The following is an 18,905-nucleotide window of genomic DNA, read 5'->3' as shown; positions in this document are numbered from 1 at the left end:
ACTATATCCATTTTTACAACTTTGAGCGGTTTCAATTAAAATACCGTCTGACTCCGTTTCAAATACGGTGCCAGACGGTGTAATCCTGAGATATTCTGCGATTGGCTTTCCTTTTTACTATCTATTTTATCTGGGGCGGTTCACTTGAGGCAGGACGGGGGCTATTTTTCCATGGACAGCGCCGGAGCGGGCCGCGGCGCAAAATTTGTGTTAAAAACGCGGAATTTATGAATTTAATAGTAAAGATTTCCATTCGTCAGGGTAGACATTTCGGTTGTTGTGTTTTATAATAAAAATCGCAGGAAAATCATCTTCAAAACAGTGAATTTTGTCAGAATGGAAATCTTTACGTTTTCGTGCGGCAAGTGCCGTGGAGGAGAAAAAATGAAGCGAAAAGCGATACGGATGTTCAGCTTTGCGGCGGCGGCAGCGCTTGCAGTGGGCCTTTGGCTGCCCTTGACCTATGCCGACACGCCGGTGTTGGTGGAGGACGTTGCGGGGGCTGGGCAGGTGCAGAATATCCAGAAGCCTGAAGAGATGCCTGTGACCACGCCCCTTGAAACATCCACAGTCCAACCTTCAAATACGGCCTTGGCCCCCTCGATGAGCCCTGCTGTGCCGTCTGCGGCCGAGCCTTCTGCCCCGGCACAGGAAACGCTGGCTGCGACGCCAACGGAAACACCTGGGGAAAAAACGCTTGTGGGCTCGGTGCAGCTTTCCGAGGGTACTGCAGAACCCAACGCAGAACCATCCGGGCAGCCTGTTCAGGCACCCGAAGGAGAACCGGTGGAAGGGCCCGGAAAGCAGCCGGGAACAGAAGGCGATACCGGTTCGGCCGCCGGTACAAATGAGGAGATATTGCCCTTCCCGAAGGCCCGGAGCTTTTCCTTGCCGAACAATGCGGCAGAAGAAACTGCAGGCGACACTGCCGTGGCAAAAATTGGAGGAACCACCTATCCTACGCTGCAAGCGGCCGTGGACGCAGCCCAAGGTGGCGCTGAGATCGTTTTGCTGAAAGACATTGACGGCGGGGCCTTGGAGGATACGGGAACCGACATCCAGGCTGTTGTAACGGTGCCGTCCGACAAAGTGCTGACACTGGATCTGGCCGGCTTTAAGGTGACCGCCCAACTAAAAACCAACGGGAATAACTATGCGAAAAAATATGTTATTTTGAACGAAGGCAACCTTACGATCGTGGATTCCAGTGGAAACCAGAGCGGCACCATTTCCAACACCTATGATGCTTCGAACCCCTGCACCCGCACGCTTAAAAACGACAGTGGGGCAACGCTGGAGATCAAGGGAGGCGCCGTTACCAGCGCAGGCGCGGTGGCACTTTTGAACTCGGGTACCTGCACAATCTCGGGGGAACAAACCAAGGTCACTTCCACACGGGTGGGCGACGACGGCGGTTGGGATAATGCGTTCAGCGCCATTGAAAACCGGGCCAGCGGACAGCTGACGATCACGGGAGGCACGGTGGAAAGCCTTTCGCGGGCGGCCATCTTTTGTGACGGTGACACGGCCAAAGTTACCGTGACAGGGGGTTCTTTCAGCGGCCACGAGACTTACAGTGCGGTAAATGGCAGCGCAGCAGGTCAAACCATTACTGTTTTGGGTGGCAAGTGGAGCAGCGATCCGTCGCCCTATCTTGGGCAGAGCGCTTACGTGGAAAAGGTGGAAAACGGCGTTTACACTGTAAAAGCCATTACAGGCGCGCCGACAATGACCATCACGTCTGGGATGGATCTTGCCGCCGTATTGAACGGACTTGATCTGAAAACGGGCGCCAGCTGCACCCTTAGCGGAAATATTACCCTAAATGCCTCGGCTGTTTTGCCAAGGACCGCGAAGATCACGATCCCAGAGGGCAGTTCGCTCACCGTGGCCCAAGGGGCAGTGCTGACTTTGAACGGGACAATGGAAAACAATGGTGCGCTGACGGTAAAAGGCTACATGACGCAGCCCGGAAAGATCACGGGCAGCGGAAGCGTGAAGGGACTGCCCTTAAGCGGGGGCACCTATGCCATTTCCACCCCCATGGAGCTGCAATGGCTTTCTTATTTGAATGCCACAAATCAAATGCCCAAAACGGTTGTTCTGAAAAACGACCTGGACATGCCGCAAGGGAGCGCGTTCCAAACCATCGGTGAAGTGGAAGGCCTTACATTTGACGGCAGGGGCCACATAGTTTCGAACCTGCGGATCGAGGATCAAAACGGATATGCCGGCTTGTTTATCTGGCTGGGCAGTTCCGTTGTAAAAGATCTAACGCTGAAAGATTGTAATTATACAACGAATACGGGCACGCTTGGTGGCGTTGTGGGTCAGGCGGCAAACAGCACCTTTGAAAATATTGCGGTGAGCGGAGTCATTACCGCCTCCGGCGCGTCCTATGGGATGGGAGGTATCGCCGGTTCGGTCTATCAGGGGGGCGAAGAAACCACAGAGTTTATAAATTGCAGCAGCAGCGTGGATCTGTCGGGGGAAAAAGCCTACAATGTAGGATCCATGTTTGGCACGGCCTCGGGCAGTAAGGGCACCATTGGGGTCTATAACTGCGCACACAGCGGCGCCATTGCGGTGAAAGGCTCCATGGGATATGTGTTTGGCTTTGGATACCTGGACAAATCCGCTACCCTGGAGATCATCGGCTTCACCAATAAGGGCACTGTAAATGGGGAAGCGGGGGCCATTTCCAACGCGGCCGGAAACCCCAACACGTTCACTTACAAAACCAATTTTGCCGATGGCATCAAGTATAAGGCGGTAAAAACAAACAGCGGCTGGACGGTGTATGGCCCGGCCCAAATCGGCGAAGTTTATTACCCCACCATTGCGGACGCGCTGGCGGCGGCCAAGCCCGGCGAAACGATTTTGGTGAACCCCGGCACTTACACCGAACCGGTGAAAATCGAGGGGATTGCAGAGAACGTCACGCTGAAGGCGGCGGGGGAGGTAACGCTTACCGGCGGCATCACCGGCAGCAATTGGACTGGCTTGTGCATAGAGGGCTTCACCTTTAAAAACTGCGGTATCACGCTGATGGGGTGGCATGCTTCCGAGGAACGCTTTTTCCGGAATGTGACCATTCAGAACAACCAATTCCTCTCGGAAACGGGGAAGGGCTGGATCAATGTCAATATCAACCCCCAAAGGGATACCGCCACGGGACTGCGCTTTTTGAACAATGCGTTTGACGCCACCGCCATGGCGGCGGGTGGGGCGCAGAGCCTTGCGGCCATCAACCTGAGCTTGGCACTGAACAGCGGTGCGGCAGCGGAGAACCTGGTTTCCGGCAACCAGATCAAGAAGACCGGGCGCGGCATTCAGGCAGACGTGGTACCCGGCGGGCAGACACTGATCATCGAGAACAACACGATCGAGAGCACCTTGCTGCGCGGCATCCAACTCTCGGGCGCACAGGCAGGAACGGTAAAGGTGCAGGGGAATTTGGTAGAAAATTGCGGCACCGGGCTGCGCCTGCACGAGAGCTATGAGGGCACAGGCACCCTGACCTTTGAAAAGAACCGCTTTGTCGGCTGTGCTGAAGACCTGTGGAACCTTTCACCTAAAACCGAGCTGGACGGCTCAGGCAACTACTATGGCGGCGGGCTTCCAAGATGCAACTTCTCCACCGATGGGGCGCTGCTCAACTATAAGGTGAAGTGCGAAAGCTATTACGAGGACGAGGCCATGAAGGTTCTGCTGGCCGTTAGCGCGGCGGAAAGCCAGGTGGACAAGGACAAGGTGGAAACGCCTCCGGTGCCCGCCGGCGCCCCTGCAGGCACGGTTATCACCGATGAAAACAAAGAAACTGCGGTGGAAGGTCTGAACAACGAAATTGCGGCTAACCCCCACGCGGCCAGCCCGGCCCAGGGCCTTGCCAAAGCGGCCCATGAACAGCTGAGCGAAGGGGACCAGGTTTACCTAAAGATCGGGCTGAACGACCTGGAGTTAAGGGCGGATTACGATGCCGATCAAAATCAGGTGGTGCTGATGCCGGCGGTTCTTACTTTCAAGGTGGAGCCCTGGGTAAAGCCCGCCAGCGGCACAGAGGCCCGCATGGAAAACAACAAACTGAGCGGCGGGGCCATTACATTCTGCCTGCCGGTGCCCGGGGTCATTGCGCTGGGAAGCCAGGCGAAGGTAGAGCATCTGCGGCCGGACGGCACCGTGGCCGATACGCAGTGGCCGTTTGTGGAGCAGCAGGAGGGTGAAAAATTTTTGCCGGTGGCCGCCACGCATTTCAGCGATTTCGTGGTGACGTTCAACGCCTACAAGCCGCCGGAAAGCACCGGCAGCACGGGCGACACGGGTGATGCGGGCGACACGGGGGGAACCCCCGCCCCAACCCCGGTGCCTTACAATTGGCACGGCGTGCTGGCGCAGCTGCAGGCGCTTGGGGAGAAGGGCGCCCTGACGCTGGATGTGGCGCGGGAGATCGCGGTGCCCCAGTATATCTGGCAGCAGATTTTCGGCAAGGACCTGACAGTAACCTTTAAGCGGGGGGCGGATTCCTTCAGCTTTAACGGTGTGCAGCTGAAAAAAGCGGGATTTGACCCGGACAACGGGCATAACCTGACCGATCTGGCGGGCTACACCACACAAACGCTGGGGCAAAAAGCGAGCGCGACCCCCGCCGAAGCGCCCGCGGAGCAGCCGGAAACAACGGCAGAACCGGAGCCGACCCAGGCGCCCAAGCCCACCGAGGCGCCACAGCCCAGCGAAACGCCGCAGGCGGCGTCCAGCACAACACCTGGGCCCACAGCGGCACAGGGAGCCGGGCCGGGCGTGTGGCTTTGGGTGGCGATCGGCGCCGCCGCGTTGCTGCTGATCCTGGCGGCAGCGCTGGTGGCAGTGCGCCGGCGCAGATAAAAGCGCGCAGGCCGCGAAAGCGGCGGCCAGAGCGGGCGACCCGGAAACACTCGTTGTTCCGCTGCGGAAAGTTTTTACTTCCTGCCCCCCGGCGCTTGGCGCCGGGGGGCCTTTTTGCAGGGGGGCCGGCTTGACATTTTGTGGCTTTGCGTGGTTAAATAAGAAAGAATGTACAAAATATAGGGGACAGGTGCGCCAAAAAGCGCGCCGCCGCCGTTTTGACGGCGGTGCGGCGCGCTTTTTGTGAGGCGCGGACCGTTTTGCGAAAGGGAGAAAAGCAAGTTGGCAAAAAAACAGGATTACGGCAACGAGAGCATTACCAGCCTAAAGGGCGCTGATCGGGTGCGCAAGCGCCCTGCGGTTATTTTTGGCTCGGATGGGGCGGAGGGCTGCGCGCACTCGATCTTTGAGATTCTTTCCAACTCCATCGACGAGGCCCGCGAGGGCTACGGCGACCGGATCGTGCTTACCCGCTTTGCGGACGGCAGCATCCAGGTGGAGGACTTTGGCCGCGGACTGCCGGTGGATTTTAACAAGCGGGAGAACCGCTACAATTGGGAGCTTTTGTTCTGCGAGATGTACGCGGGCGGCAAATACGGTGCGGGCGACGATAACTACGAGTATTCGCTGGGGCTGAACGGCCTGGGCCTGTGCGCCACCCAGTACGCCAGCGAGTGGATGACCGCCGACGTGTACCGCGACGGCTTCCACTATCATCTGGAATTCCGTCATGGCGAGCCGGTGGGCAAGCTGCAGCAGGAGCCGACCACCCGGAAAAAGACCGGCACCACCATCCGCTGGAAGCCGGACACCCAGGTGTTCACCGACATCAATGTGCCCGCCGAGTATTTTGCAGATACCATGAAGCGGCAGGCCGTGGTCAACGCGGGCCTTACGCTGGTGCTGGCGGACGAGACCGGCGGCAAAAAGACCACCACCGAGTTCTATTACGAAAAGGGCATTGAGGACTACGTGAACGAGGTGGCGGGCCTGGACGCATTGACCCCCGTGCTCTACTGCGAGTCGGCCGCGACCGGCCGCGACCGGGAGGACCAGCCCGACTACAAGGTGAAGATGAGCGCGGCTTTTTGCTTCTCCAACAAAAACCAGCTTTTGGAATACTATCACAATTCCAGCTTTTTGGAGCATGGCGGCAGCCCGGACCGGGCGGTGCGCACCGCCTTTGTGAACCAGATCGACAATTACCTGAAAAACAAGGGGCTTTATAAGAAAAACGAGAGCAAGATCACCTTTGCCGACGTGCAGGACTGCCTGATTTATGTGTCCAGCAGCTTTTCCACCCGCACCAGCTATGAAAACCAGACGAAAAAGGCCATTACCAACAAATTTGTGGGGCAGGCCATCACCGAGTTTTTGAAGCACTACCTGGAAGTGTATTTTCTGGAAAAGCCGGACGAGGCCCAAAAGATCTGCCAGCAGGTGCTGATTAACAAGCAGAGCCGCGAGCACGCGGAAAAAGCCCGCCAGACCATCAAAAAGACCATGGTGAGCCAGCTGGATATCGCCAACCGGGTGCAGAAATTCGTGGACTGCCGCACCAAGGACGCCAGCCGCCGCGAGCTGTACATCGTGGAGGGCGATTCGGCCATGGGCGCGGTGAAGCAGAGCCGGGACTCTGAATTTCAGGCAATCATGCCCATCCGGGGCAAGATCCTGAACTGCCTGAAGGCTGATTATGACCGCATTTTCAAATCCGAGATCATCACCGACCTGATCAAGGTGATGGGCTGCGGGGTGGAGCTGGGGGGCAAGGCAAAAAAGGATCTTGCCACCTTCAACCTGGAAAACCTGCGCTTCAACAAGGTGGTGATCTGCACCGACGCCGATGTGGACGGCTACCAGATCCGAACCCTGGTGCTGACCATGATCTACCGCCTGGTGCCCACCCTGATCCAGGAGGGCTACGTGTATATTGCGGAAAGCCCCCTGTACGAGATCAACACCCGCGGCAAGACCTATTTTGCCTACACCGAGCCGGAAAAGGCCAATATCATGAGCCGCATCGGCGGCAAGGAAAAATACACCATCCAGCGCTCCAAGGGCCTGGGCGAGAACGACCCGGAAATGATGTGGCTCACCACCATGAACCCCGCGAGCCGGCGGCTGATCAAGGTGGACCCGGAGGAGGCCGAGCGCACCTCGCGGGTGTTCGACCTGCTTTTGGGCGACAACCTGGCGGGACGCAAGGAGCACATTGCCCTGCACGGGGCCGAGTATCTGGATGATCTGGATGTTTCCTGACCGGGGCGCATGTATTTGGACCGGCCGGCGCCGGCTGGCGGCAAAACGCCGGCCCGGCGGATCTGTAACTTTGAGGTGAGGAAAGAGAATGGCTAAAAAGCAACCCAAAAAAATCGTGCCCGCACGCCCGCAGCTGGGCGACGGGGTGGAGATACTGGACGCCGGCGTGGTGCTGCAAACGCCCATTACCGAAACGCTGGAAAAAAATTATATGCCCTATGCCATGAGCGTGATCGTGAGCCGCGCTTTGCCCGAGATCGACGGCTTCAAGCCCGCCCACCGCAAGCTGCTGTACACCATGTACGGCATGGGCCTGCTGAAGGGCGGGCGCACAAAAAGCGCCAACATCGTGGGCAGCACCATGCACCTGAACCCCCACGGCGATGCGGCGATCTATGAAACCATGGTGCGCATGGGGCGCAGCAACGAGAGCCTGCTGGTGCCCTTTGTGGACTCCAAGGGCAACTTTGGCAAGGCGTACAGCCGGGATATGTCGTATGCGGCAAGCCGTTATACCGAGGCAAAGCTGGACCCAGTGTGCGAGGAGCTGTTCCGCGACATCGACAAGGACACCGTGGATTTTGTGCCCAACTACGACGGCACCACCACCGAGCCGACCCTGCTGCCGGTCACGTTCCCCACGATCCTGGCCAACAACACCCTGGGCATCGCGGTGGGCATGGCGTCCAACATCTGCTCGTTTAACCTGGCGGAGCTGTGCGAGACCACCGTGGCCCTGATGAAAGACCCGGGGCACGACCTGCTCAGCACCCTGCCCGCGCCGGACTTTGTGGGCGGCGGCGAGATCTTATACAACGAGGAGGAGCTGCGCCGCATTTATGCCACGGGCCGCGGCAGCGTGCGGGTGCGCGCGATCTACAACTACGAAAAAGATGGCAACATGCTGGAGATCACCCGCATTCCCCCCACCACCACGGTGGAGGCGATCATGGACAAGATCGCAGAGCTGGTAAAGGTGGGCCGCGTGAAAGAGATCAGCGACATGCGGGACGAGACCGACCTGAACGGCCTGAAGCTGACCATTGACCTCAAGCGCGGCCAGGACCCGGACAAGCTGATGCAGAAGCTGTTCCGCATCACCCCGCTGGAGGACTCGTTCGCCTGCAACTTCAATGTGCTGGTGGGGGGGCAGCCCCGGGTAATGGGGGTTGCCGAGATCCTGACCGAGTGGACCGCGTTCCGCACCGAATGCGTGCGCCGGCGCACCTATTACGATTTGCAGGGCAAGAAAAAGCGCCTGCACCTGCTCAAGGGCCTGGAGGCCATTCTGCTGGACATCGACAAGGCGATCCGCATCGTGCGCGAGACCAGCGAGGAGGCCGAGGTGGTGCCCAACCTGATGATCGGGTTTGGCATCGACCAGGTACAGGCGGAGTATGTAGCCGAGATCAAGCTGCGGCACCTTAACCGGGAATATATCCTCAAGCGCACCCAGGAAACCGACGAGCTGGAAAAGGAGATCGCGAGGCTGGAGGCGATCCTGGGCTCGAACGCCAAGATCCGCCGCATCATTATGGAAGAGCTGGCCGCCGTGGCCAAGAAATACGGCCAGCCGCGGCGCTGCCCCATTCTGTACGAGGCCCCCGCGGCCGAGGAGGAAACCGAGGAGGACACAATGCCGGATTACCCGGTGACCGTGTTCTTTACCCGGGAGGGGTACTTCAAAAAGATCACCCCACAGTCGCTGCGCATGAGCGGCGAGCAAAAGCTCAAGGAGGGCGACGAGATCAACTGGCAGTGCGAGACCCACAACACGGTCTGGCTGCTTTTCTTCACCAATCATCACCAGGTGTACAAGTGCCGCGCGGGGGATTTTGCCGACACCAAGGCCAGCGTTCTGGGCGACTATGTGGCCGTGAAGCTGGGCATGGAGGAGGGAGAGATCCCGGTGTTTTTGGCGGTAACCGACGATTACAAGGGGCATATGCTGTTTTTCTTCCAAAACGGCAAATGCGCCCGGGTGCCCCTTGCCAGCTACGCCACCAAGCAAAACCGCAAAAAGCTGCTGAAGGCTTACAGCGACAAGGCGGAGCTGGCGGCCATGCTGCAGCTGCCGGGCGAGGCGGAGCTGGCCGTGCGCACCACGGCGGGCAGGCTGCTGCTGGTGCACTCGACCCAGATCAGCGAAAAGCAGACCCGTGATTCCGCGGGCGTGGGGGTCGTGACCCTGAAGAAAAACCAGCGGGTGGAGAGTGTGAAGCCTGCGGGTGAGGTGGAGCTGGCAAACCCCCACCGCTACAGGGTGCGCACCCTGCCCGCCGCAGGTGCCCTGCTGCGCCAGGAGGATCTGGCGGAACAGCTGCAGCTGGGCCTGTGAGCCATAAGCTGCGGTGGAGGAAAGGCTGTTTTTTGACCGTGCGGATACTTGCAATAAGATTTTTGGTTTGAAGTAATAAAAAAGGCCGCCGGAACCTGGCGCAAAGCCAGAAATTTCTTGCATTTTGCGGCCGGCTGTGATATTATTTATCGTGCATAATAAGCTAAGGGAGCGTTCACACTATGAGTATTATTGAGATCATCAGCGGCGTTGTGCTGATTCTGGCTGCTGTGGCCATCGTTGGGCTTACCCTCGCGCAGGAATCCAAGGGCAAGGGGCTTTCGGGCGCCATTATGGGCGACAACAGCATGATGGAAGCGGGCCGCACCCGCGCCAAGGACGCCAAGATGGCGAAAGCCACCAAGATCCTGGGCATCGTGTTCATCGTGGTAACAATTTTGGTCAGCGTTCTGAGCGTCATGAAAGGCTGATCCCAAGAGAGCAAGAGGGTCCGCGCTGGCGCGGGCCCTCTTTGTTTGCTGGGGGCTGGGAGAACCGGGAGGAGAAAACAAGATGTCGATACGTTCCAAGGTACTGCGCGAGATAGAAAAAAAGCCCCGCCGATTAAAAGAGCTGAAGGAAAAGCTGGGCAACGACAAAAAGGTGCAGCGGGCGGTGGAAGAACTGCTGGCAAAGGGCAGGATCTGCCAGAAACAGGGCGCTTATTTTGCGGTGAAAAGCCGCATGGCGGAGGAGGCGCTGCCCTGCACACTTGTAAAACTGGGCAGCAGCTTTGGGTTTGCCGCCCAGAATGCAGGGGGGCCGGATGTATTCATCCCATCCCGGGGGCTTTCGGGGGCGCTGCCCGGCGACGGCGTGCTGGTGCGCCTGTATGAAAAGCCGCGGGTGCCCGGCAGCCTGGAAGGCGAGGTTCTGGCGGTCACTGAACCGCGGCAAACCTTTGTGGGCACGGTGACGGAGGAAAACGGCAGGCTGTATCTGGCGCCGGACGAGTGCCCTTCGCTGCGCATCCAGATCAAAAAGAGCGCCGACGGCGGTGCCCAGAACGGCGACAAGGCGGCGGTGGAGCTGCTCACCCGCGGCGCCGATTATGCCGAGCACCGGGCGGGCGTGGCCATGCGTTTTGGCAGCGCGGGGGAGGCCAAGCAGTGCGTGCGCGCGCTTTTGTACAGCGCGGGGCTGTCCCGTCATTTCCCAGAAAAGGTCAAGGCCGAGGCACGCAAGCTGGCCGAGCCCCAGGCCGCCGACCTGAAAAAACGCACCGACCTGCGCCACTGGCCTATTTTCACCATTGATTCTGCCCAGACCAAGGACATTGACGACGCCATTAGCCTGGCGGTGAGCGAGGCGGGCTATGAGCTGGGGGTGCACATTGCGGATGTGAGCCATTATGTGCGCCCGGGCAGCGAACTGAACAAGGAGGCGCTGCGCCGCGGCACCTCGGTCTATTATGCCGACAGTGTGATCCCCATGCTGCCGCGGCAGCTGTCGAACGGGCTGTGCAGCCTGAACGAAGGGGCGGACAGGCTTGCGTTCTCCTGCCTGATGCAGCTTGATGCGAAGGGCCAGGTAAAGAGTTTCCGTTTTGAAAAGACCGTGATCCGCAGCCGGGTAAAGGGCGTGTACAGTGAGCTGAACGCCCTTTTGGAGGGGGCGGCGGACGATGCGCTGCAAAAAAAATATGCCGATGTGGCAGAGCAGCTGCCCGCCATGCGCGAGCTGTATGAAAAGCGCACCGCGCTGCGCAGGCAGCGGGGCGGCATTGAACTGGAAAGCGGCGAGGCCAAGCTTTTGCTGGACGAAGAAGGGCGCTGCGTGGGCGTGGAAAAACGCCGGCGCGGCCTGAGCGAGCGCATGATCGAAGAGTTTATGCTGCTGGCGAACGGGTGTGCGGCCAGGCTGGCGCGGGAAAACCAGCTGCCCTTTGTGTACAGGGTACACGAGGAGCCGGATCCGGAGCGGGTGGAAAAATTGCAGGCCCTGCTGCGGGCCTGCGGGCTGAAGGCACAATTTGCGGGCGAAGTTCCCACCCAGCCCGAGCTGGCGGCGCTGCTGGACTCCACCCGCGGCACCCCGCTGGAACGGCCGGTGCACACCGCGGTGCTGCGCACCATGGCCAAGGCAAAGTATGAGCCGGAGCCCAAAGGGCATTACGGCCTGGCGCTTGCGGATTACGCCCACTTTACAAGCCCCATCCGGCGCTATCCGGATCTGGCCATCCACCGCATCCTGAGCGATTGGTGCGCCGGGGTGGACCGGGGCGAAGTGAAAAAGCGGTATGAAAAATTTGCCGCTGAGGCAAGCGGGGAGTCCAGCGCGCGGGAGATGGCCGCCATGCAGCTGGAACGCGCGGCGGAAGGCTGCTACAAGGCCGAGTATATGGGCGCCCACCTGGGCGAGACTTTTGGGGGCATTGTGGCCGGCGTGACGCGCCAGGGCCTGTATGTGGAGCTGGAAAATACCGTGGAGGGGCTGGTGCGCACCGATACCCTGTGCAAGGGCGAACCCGAGCTGACCGAGGGTGTGCGCTGGCGCGACCCGCTGACCGGCCGCCAGTGGGATCTGGGGCAGGCTGTGCAGGTAAAGGCGCTGGCGGTGGACGTGGCGCTGGGCCATGTGGATTTTGAGCTTTTGGAAGACTGAGCCATGGCAGGCGGCGCGGCCCGAACGGGAAGGTTCGGGGCGGCGCCGCCCGTGCTTTATTTTACTTTGAAAGGAAACGTGCCGCCGTGGACCGTGCGTTGAAGACCAAGTTTGCCATTTATTCCGTCTGCTTTGTAAACCTGATGTATATGCTGCCCGCCGTTGCGGTGAGCGGTATGGTGGCGGCGTTCCCGCAGGCGGGCGAGAACACCGTGCTGCTGGTGCTCACCCTGCCGAACCTCACCAGCATTCCGGGGCTGTTGGCGGTGCCGGCGCTGGAGCGGCGCTTTTCGCAAAAGCAGCTCACGGCGGCGGCACTGGCCGCCAGCTTTGCCTGTGGGGCGCTGAGCCTTGCGTTTCATGCCGTGCTGCCCGTGCTCATTGCGCTGAGCGCGCTGCTGGGCATTGCCTACGGCATGACTTCGACCCTGTTCCCGCTGCTGGTGAGCGGCCATTTTTCCGGCGCAGAGCGCAGCCAGGTGATGGGCGTTGCCTCGGGCATGCTGCAGCTTGGCCGTGTGGCGGCGGTGCTGGTGGGCGGCGCGCTGGCCGGCTTTGGCTGGTATCACATCTACTGGTGCTTTGCGCTGGTGCTGGCGGCGCTGCTGGCAGCGGCCTTTTGGCTGCCCCGTGCGCCGGAAACGCAGGCGGGGGACCAGACCGGCCCGGAGGCCGACCGGTGGGATAAGCCCGCCACCGCGGGCCTTGCCGCCGTGGGGTTTTGCTTTGCGGCGCTCTACTTTATCACCTCAACTCACCTGTCGCTTTACATCGAGGGCAACGGCCTTGGAACGGCCGCAATGACCGGGGCGCTCACCGCCCTGGGCAGCGTGCTTTCCGGGGCTTTGGCGGCGGCTTACGGCTGGCTGCGCCGGTTTACCGGCCCGTATACCTTTGCGCTGGCGCTGCTGCTGCTGGGGGCGGGCTATGTGCTGGCAGCGCTGCGCGTCACGTTTTGGGGCGCGGTGGTGTGCATTTGCGGTGCATCCATGGGCATGGCGCTGTTCAGCCCCTGCCTGATGCTGGGCTTTGCGCGGTGCGCGGGCGGAAAGTATCTGCCCACGGTGACGGCGCTGGTACTTACCATTGTGAACGTGGGGTATTTTGTGTCACCCTACCTTACCGGCGCGCTGGGGACCCTGCTGCCGGGAAGCGGCGCTGCCCCGGTCTTTTTGGCCGCCGGGCTGCTTGCCTTGGCGGGCGCCGCGTTTTTGGCCGCACGGGCGGCCTGGAGGCGCTGAACGGGGCGGAGCCTGCAGCGGCATAAAAAGAGCAAAGACCGCCCCAATGGGACAAGACTCCTGTATAAAACTGGTAATAACTGACAATCCTGTTTGCATATCCTACTATCGACCGTTCTGAAAAGAAAGGGGAGCATGCAAATGGAGATTGCATTACTGCGCCGAAAGCCCGCCGGGGCGGCCGGCACATCCAGCCAGGGGAGCGAACCTGCGCTTCACACACCGGTTTTGGAACAGGAGCTGCGGGAATGCCTGGCCGAAATGCGCCACAACCAAATGCTTTTTGATCTGGAAACCGAGCCCGAACTGATCGATCAGAGGGTGTTCGAGTATCAGGCGATCCAGTGCCGTTACCGCTATTTACAGCGGCGTGCCCGGGCCATGGGGCTGCGGGCGATCCTGTGAGCGGGCTGCACCCGGCGGCGCTTGCGGCCGCCGCGGTTTTGGTATTGATGGGGTTTGCCGCAAGCCGCCACAAAAAGCCGCTGCGCGCCAGCCTTACTTCGGCGCTGGCAGGCATGGGGGCGCTGGGCGCAGTAAATATGCTGGCGCCCTTTACCGGGGTGGGCCTGGCGCTGAACGCATTCACCTCGTTCATGGCGGTGGTGCTGGGGGCGCCGGGTGTGGTGACCATGCTGGTGCTGAACCTGGTCTTCGGGCTGGCGTGAGCGGGAGTTTTGCACATGCGCGGCCGCGCAGCGGCTCAGAAAACGGAAGAAGGCGGGGCAGCGGGCTTTACAGCCGCTGCCCCGCCTTTTTGGAGGCTTATAAGAGCCTGTTTACCGCGTCGATGAAGAGCCGGGGCTTGAAGCGGTGGATATCGTGGTTGGAGGAGAGCTCGATCAATTCACAATCGCCGATAAGCTGCACGGCCTGCCGGGCCTGTTCGTCGGACGAGGCGGCCAGAAGGACGCCCCTCTCGGTATAAGAGGCTTTGGTGTGAAGAAAGACGGTGGGGACCTTGACGGCGGCCAGAAGATCGGCATGGGAAATGCCGCTGTGCCAGGAATAGTCGTAAAAATGCCCGCCAAAACGGAAATCGTACTGCGCGGTGTACAAAAATGTGAAATTAATGGATTCCGGCATGAAAAAATACTGCACCGGCTGCCCGGGATGCGTTTCGTGATAGTGCTGGGCATAATTTGCAAGGCCCTCCATGGAGGAGGCCATGTAAAGCTGCCCCCACAGGCAGCGGCGCATGTAATAGGCCTCCCAGCATTCGGTCTGCGGGCCTGCGGTGTAGTCGTGCATGGGCTTGTAGGTATCGAGGTAGGCAAAGCTGCTCTCAAAATTGCCCGGCTCGGTGGAGAAGACGGGTGGGTCTTCCAGCACGGCGCCCGCCACGGCGCTGCCGCCGTATGCGGCCACGTATGCGGCCAGCAGGCCGCCGGAGGAATGGCCGGACACCACGGCCGGCTGGCCCACCACCTGCTGTAAAAACCAGATCAGGTCGTCGCCGTTTTCCCGCAGGTAGTATTTGCTCTCATTGTGGGAGGAAGCGCCGTGGCCGTAACAGTCCACCGCATACACATGCCAGTTTTCGCTGAGCGCGGGCAGGACCCGGGCGTAATCGGCCCAGGTACCGGTCTGCCCATGGATGAGCAGCAGCGGCGGGCCTCCGGCCGGCCCCTCGGCGTAGTGGATCACCGAGCCGTCGGGCAGGGCAGCGTCCTTTTCTTCAAAGCCGGCAGAGATAGTGCGTTTCAGATCGCCCTGCCAATAGTGGAGGCAGCGATAGCAATAGACTGCGGCGGCAGCGGCGAGAAGGAAAAGAACCAATACACAGAGTACGAACACCTTGACCCCCTTTCTCATTTTTTCGCCTCGTCGGAGGGCAGATCCCCCTCAAAAATGTGCTCGGCCAGCCTGGCAAAGGTGTTTTTGGGCGGGATGGCGATGCCTCGCTTTTCGTCGGCCAGAACGATGATGGTGTCGCCGGGATGCAGATCGAACAGATCCCGCGCCTCTTTGGGAATCACGAACTGCCCTTTTTCGCCGATCTTGACCGTCCAGGCATATTTGCCCTTGGGATGTTTCATAAAGACGACCTCCTGAAAAAAGTATGAAAAGTATGATTTGTTTAACAAAACTATACACTTGTGAAGAGCGGAAGTCAAGCGCGAAAGCAATTTGTTTAAAATGCCGACAAAAAACAGCCGGGAGGGAGAAAACGAGAGGAGGGAAGAAAGCGCCGCGCCGGAATGGAAGCGCGGGGAATGAAACGCGTATCTTGTGGATTTTTGCCCTGAGGGGCTTTTGTTTGCCCCAGCTTTTGTGCTATAATGAGGCTTAAGATTGAATACTGGAAAGGTATACTTATGGCGAGCGAGCAAAATCAGGAGTTTCTTACCCTGCGGGACAGGTTTATTGAGAGCCGGTTCGGCCGGCTGAACCCGGTGCAGAAGCAGGCGGTGTTCTGCACCGAGGGGCCGCTGCTGATCCTGGCGGGGGCGGGCAGCGGCAAGACCACCGTGCTGGTGAACCGCATTGCGAATATCATCCGTTTTGGAACTGCCCACGGCTCCGACTGGCTGCCGCGGGAGGCGGCGGCAGAGGATGTGCAGGCCTTAAGCGCGGCGGTGGAGAGCGGCGGCGAGCCGCCCGACTGGCTGTGGCCCATGCTGCGGCGGGACGCCGCCCGGCCCTGGAACGTGCTGGCGATCACCTTTACCAACAAGGCGGCGGGCGAGTTGAAAAGCCGCCTGGCGGCCATGCTGGGCGAGGAGCAGGGGGCGGACGTGAACGCCTCCACCTTCCATTCGGCCTGTGTTCGCATGCTGCGGCGGGACGCCGACCGGCTGGGCTTTCCCAAAAGCTTTACCATTTATGACACCGACGACCAGCAGCGGGCCATGAAAGAGGTCTACAAGCAGCTGCTGGTGGACGACAAGTTTTTGCCCGTAAAGTCGGCCCTGGGGCAGATCGGCCGGATGAAGGACCAGCTCATCAGCCCCGAAGAGGCGCTGGAAGCCCCGGCCGACACCAAGGCGGGGCTGGTGGCGAAGGTCTACAAGGCCTATGCCGACCGGCTGCGCAGCGCGGGCGCCATGGATTTTGACGACCTGATCTACCACACGGTGTGCCTGTTTCAGGACCACCCGGACGTGCTGGAATACTACCAAAAAAAATACCGCTATGTGCTGGTGGACGAATACCAGGACACCAGCGTGGCCCAGTTCCAGCTGGTGCGCCTGCTGGCGGGCGGCTATAAAAACGTGTGCGTGGTGGGCGACGACGACCAGAGCATTTACCGGTTCCGGGGCGCCACCATTGAGAATATCCTGAACTTTGAGCAGCACTTCCAGGGCGCGAAGGTCATCCGGTTGGAACAGAATTACCGGTCCACCGCCTGCATCCTGAACGCGGCCAACTGCGTGATCCGCAACAACCAGGGGCGCAAGGGCAAGACCCTGTGGACCCAGAACGGGGAAGGGGAAAAGATCCATCACTACCTGGCCGAGAACGAGCAGGACGAGGCCAGCCAGATCGCCACCGTGATCGGTCAGAACCTGAAAAACGGCGCGCGCCTGCGGGATCACGCGGTGCTGTACCGCATGAACGCCCAGTCCGGCCCGGTGGAAACCTATTTTGCGCGGGCGGGCATCCCGTACAAGATCGTGGGCGGCCAGCGCTTTTACGACCGCAAGGAAGTAAAGGATATCATTGCTTATATGTCCATCGTGGCGAACCCCAGCGATGATCTGCGGCTGCGGCGCATCATCAACGAGCCGGCCCGCAAGATCGGCGGCACCACGCTGGACAAAATGGCCGACATTGCCGCGGGCCTGGGCACAAGCCTTTTGCATGTGTGCGGGCACGCGGCGGACTATCCGGCCATCAGCCGGGCGGCAAACGCGCTGCACGGCTTTTGGGGCATCTACCAGCAATTGCTGGATTCGGCAGAGAGCCAGCCGCTGGATGTGTTTGTGAGCGACATTCTGGAGCTGACAGGTTACCAAAAAATGCTGGAGGCGCAGGGCGACGAGGGCGCGGCGCGCCTGGAGAACCTGGGGCAGCTGGTGTCCAGCGTGAAGACCTATGCCGACCAGAAGGGCCCCGAGGCGAGCCTCGCGGGTTTTTTGGAGGAGGTCGCCCTGATCTCGGACATCGACAGCTACGACGAGGAGACCGACGTGGTGGTCATGATGACGATGCACGCGGCAAAAGGCCTGGAATTTGATTACGTATTCATCCTGGGCCTGGAGGAGGGGATATTCCCCAGCGAGCTTTCGCGCTATTCGGACGAGGACCTGGAAGAGGAGCGGCGGCTGTGCTATGTGGGCATTACCCGGGCCCGCAAGGAGCTGTATCTCTCGTCGAGCCAGAGCCGCATGATCTTTGGCCAGACCCGGCGCAACCGCCCCTCGCGCTTTTTGGAGGAAATTGAGCCGGAGCTTGTGGACGAGACCGAGAGCCCCGCGATCGCCAGGCACAGCTTTGGGGGATTTGGCAGTTTTGGGGGCTCGGGCTATTCCCAGGGCGGCCATGCGTTCGGAGCCGGCGGTTTTGGCGGCGCACAGGGCGCTGCGGCCCGGCAGTGGGGCGGCAGCGGCTGGGGCGCGGGCCAGGGGGCAAAGCCCTCGGGCGCAGGCGCAGGGCCGTTCGGCGGGCCCACGGTAGGGCGGCCCGCGGCGCCCATGCCGGCTGCCGGCGGCGCAAAGCGGGGATACCGGCCGGGAGATAAGGTGGAGCACAAGGTGTTTGGCCGGGGCGTGGTGCTCAAGGCCACCCCTGCGGCCGGGGATACGATTGTGGAGATCCAGTTTGAAAAAGCAGGTGTGAAAAAAACAATGGCGAACTATGCGCCGCTCACCCTGCTGGAAGAATGAACCAGGAGGAAGTGCCCAATGCTGAAGGTGAATCTGCTCGCGCATACCCCTGAGCCGGAAAAGGTGGTGGCCGCGGCGGCAAAGCTGTGCTATTCCGGCGCGCAGATCGACGAGTTGCTGGCTGGCCTTACCCCGGAAAAAAGCCGGGAATTTGTGGAAAGGCTGGCCAAAATGGGCCATGAGAGCCCCACCGAACACGTGAGCTTCACCTTTGCCGTGGAGGGGGTGTCGCGCAGTTTGCTGGCCCAGATCACCCGGCACCGCATTGCCAGCTACAGCGTGCAGAGCCAGCGCTATGTGCGCCTGGACGGGTTTGAATATGTAACGCCGCCCGAGGTGGCGGCGGAACCGGCGGCCAGCGCCGCTTTTGAGCAGGCGATGCGCGCGGAAAACGAGCAGTATGAGCGCATTGCGGCCCTGCTGAAGGAGGGGCACACCCGCCGGCTGATGCGGGAGGAGGGCCTGACCGAAGCCGCGGCGGCCAAAAAGGCCGAGAAGCTGGCCATTGAGGACGCGCGCTTTGTGCTGCCCAATGCCTGCGAGACCAAAATGATCGTGACCATGAATGCCCGCAGCCTGCACAACTTTTTCAGGCATAGATGCTGCTCCCGCGCGCAGTGGGAGATCCGTGCCCTGGCCGACGAAATGCTGCGCCTGGTATACCCGGTGGCGCCGGCACTTTTTGCCGCGGCCGGACCGTCCTGCGTAAAGGGGGCCTGCCCGGAAGGGGCCATGAGCTGCGGCGACAGC

12 protein-coding genes are annotated in these 18,905 nt (G+C 60.5%); 10 read left to right on the top strand and 2 right to left on the bottom strand.

Translation table 11 applies throughout. The annotated features are described in order from the left end of the window. Positions 1–384: 384 nt before the first annotated feature. From ACMLHZ_RS07755 to ACMLHZ_RS07720, 8 genes are all read left to right on the top strand, one after another. Positions 385–4,881, top strand: a complete 4,497-nt coding sequence (locus ACMLHZ_RS07755) for a right-handed parallel beta-helix repeat-containing protein (protein WP_418667186.1) — start codon at positions 385–387, stop codon at positions 4,879–4,881. Between the two features lie 282 nt (positions 4,882–5,163). After that, positions 5,164–7,143 carry a DNA gyrase/topoisomerase IV subunit B gene (locus ACMLHZ_RS07750; RefSeq protein ID WP_418667185.1) on the top strand — a complete coding sequence of 660 codons (1,980 nt, stop codon included), beginning with the start codon at positions 5,164–5,166 and terminating at the stop codon, positions 7,141–7,143. A gap of 88 nt (positions 7,144–7,231) precedes the next feature. Then, complete coding sequence (locus ACMLHZ_RS07745; RefSeq protein WP_418667184.1) at positions 7,232–9,481, top strand: DNA gyrase subunit A; 2,250 nt, start codon at positions 7,232–7,234, stop codon at positions 9,479–9,481. Positions 9,482–9,663: 182 nt separating this feature from the next. After that, positions 9,664–9,912 carry a preprotein translocase subunit SecG gene (gene secG, locus ACMLHZ_RS07740; RefSeq protein ID WP_418667183.1) on the top strand — a complete coding sequence of 83 codons (249 nt, stop codon included), beginning with the start codon at positions 9,664–9,666 and terminating at the stop codon, positions 9,910–9,912. Between the two features lie 82 nt (positions 9,913–9,994). Continuing rightward, on the top strand, positions 9,995–12,085 hold the full coding sequence (locus ACMLHZ_RS07735) for a ribonuclease R family protein (protein ID WP_418667182.1): 2,091 nt from the start codon (positions 9,995–9,997) through the stop codon (positions 12,083–12,085). Between the two features lie 86 nt (positions 12,086–12,171). Continuing rightward, entirely contained in the window at positions 12,172–13,326 is a 1,155-nt protein-coding gene (locus tag ACMLHZ_RS07730) for an MFS transporter (protein WP_418667181.1), read from the top strand. Positions 13,327–13,467: 141 nt separating this feature from the next. Beyond that, positions 13,468–13,731: a DUF2508 domain-containing protein gene (locus ACMLHZ_RS07725; RefSeq protein WP_418455140.1), complete on the top strand. Its 264-nt coding sequence runs from the start codon at positions 13,468–13,470 to the stop codon at positions 13,729–13,731. Next, positions 13,728–13,994, top strand: coding sequence for a pro-sigmaK processing inhibitor BofA family protein (locus ACMLHZ_RS07720; RefSeq protein WP_418667180.1), 267 nt, complete (start codon positions 13,728–13,730; stop codon positions 13,992–13,994). Before ACMLHZ_RS07725 ends, ACMLHZ_RS07720 begins: the two co-directional genes overlap by 4 nt. Before the next feature lie 97 nt (positions 13,995–14,091). On the opposite strand, the gene ACMLHZ_RS07715 is transcribed toward ACMLHZ_RS07720, so the two are convergent. Then, positions 14,092–15,141, bottom strand: coding sequence for an alpha/beta fold hydrolase (locus tag ACMLHZ_RS07715; RefSeq protein ID WP_418667179.1), 1,050 nt, complete (start codon positions 15,139–15,141; stop codon positions 14,092–14,094). Beyond that, on the bottom strand, positions 15,138–15,365 hold the full coding sequence (locus tag ACMLHZ_RS07710; RefSeq protein ID WP_418667178.1) for an AbrB/MazE/SpoVT family DNA-binding domain-containing protein: 228 nt from the start codon (positions 15,363–15,365) through the stop codon (positions 15,138–15,140). Before ACMLHZ_RS07710 ends, ACMLHZ_RS07715 begins: the two co-directional genes overlap by 4 nt. A gap of 279 nt (positions 15,366–15,644) precedes the next feature. On the opposite strand from ACMLHZ_RS07710, the gene ACMLHZ_RS07705 reads away from it, so the two are divergent. Both ACMLHZ_RS07705 and thyX read left to right on the top strand, forming a co-directional pair. Beyond that, positions 15,645–18,155 (top strand): ATP-dependent helicase, encoded by a 2,511-nt coding sequence (locus tag ACMLHZ_RS07705; protein ID WP_418667177.1) that lies wholly within the window; start codon positions 15,645–15,647, stop codon positions 18,153–18,155. An 18-nt stretch (positions 18,156–18,173) separates the two neighbouring features. Next, positions 18,174–18,905, top strand: a 732-nt coding sequence (gene thyX, locus ACMLHZ_RS07700) for an FAD-dependent thymidylate synthase (RefSeq protein ID WP_418667176.1), incomplete at its 3' end; no start/stop codon positions are given.

It is taken from the genome of Allofournierella sp. (genome assembly GCF_048388525.1).
In the GTDB taxonomy this organism is placed as follows: domain Bacteria; phylum Bacillota; class Clostridia; order Oscillospirales; family Ruminococcaceae; genus BQOK01.
The sequence above is the reverse complement of the archived record's forward strand: the minus strand, read 5'-3'. Positions and strand labels throughout refer to the sequence as shown.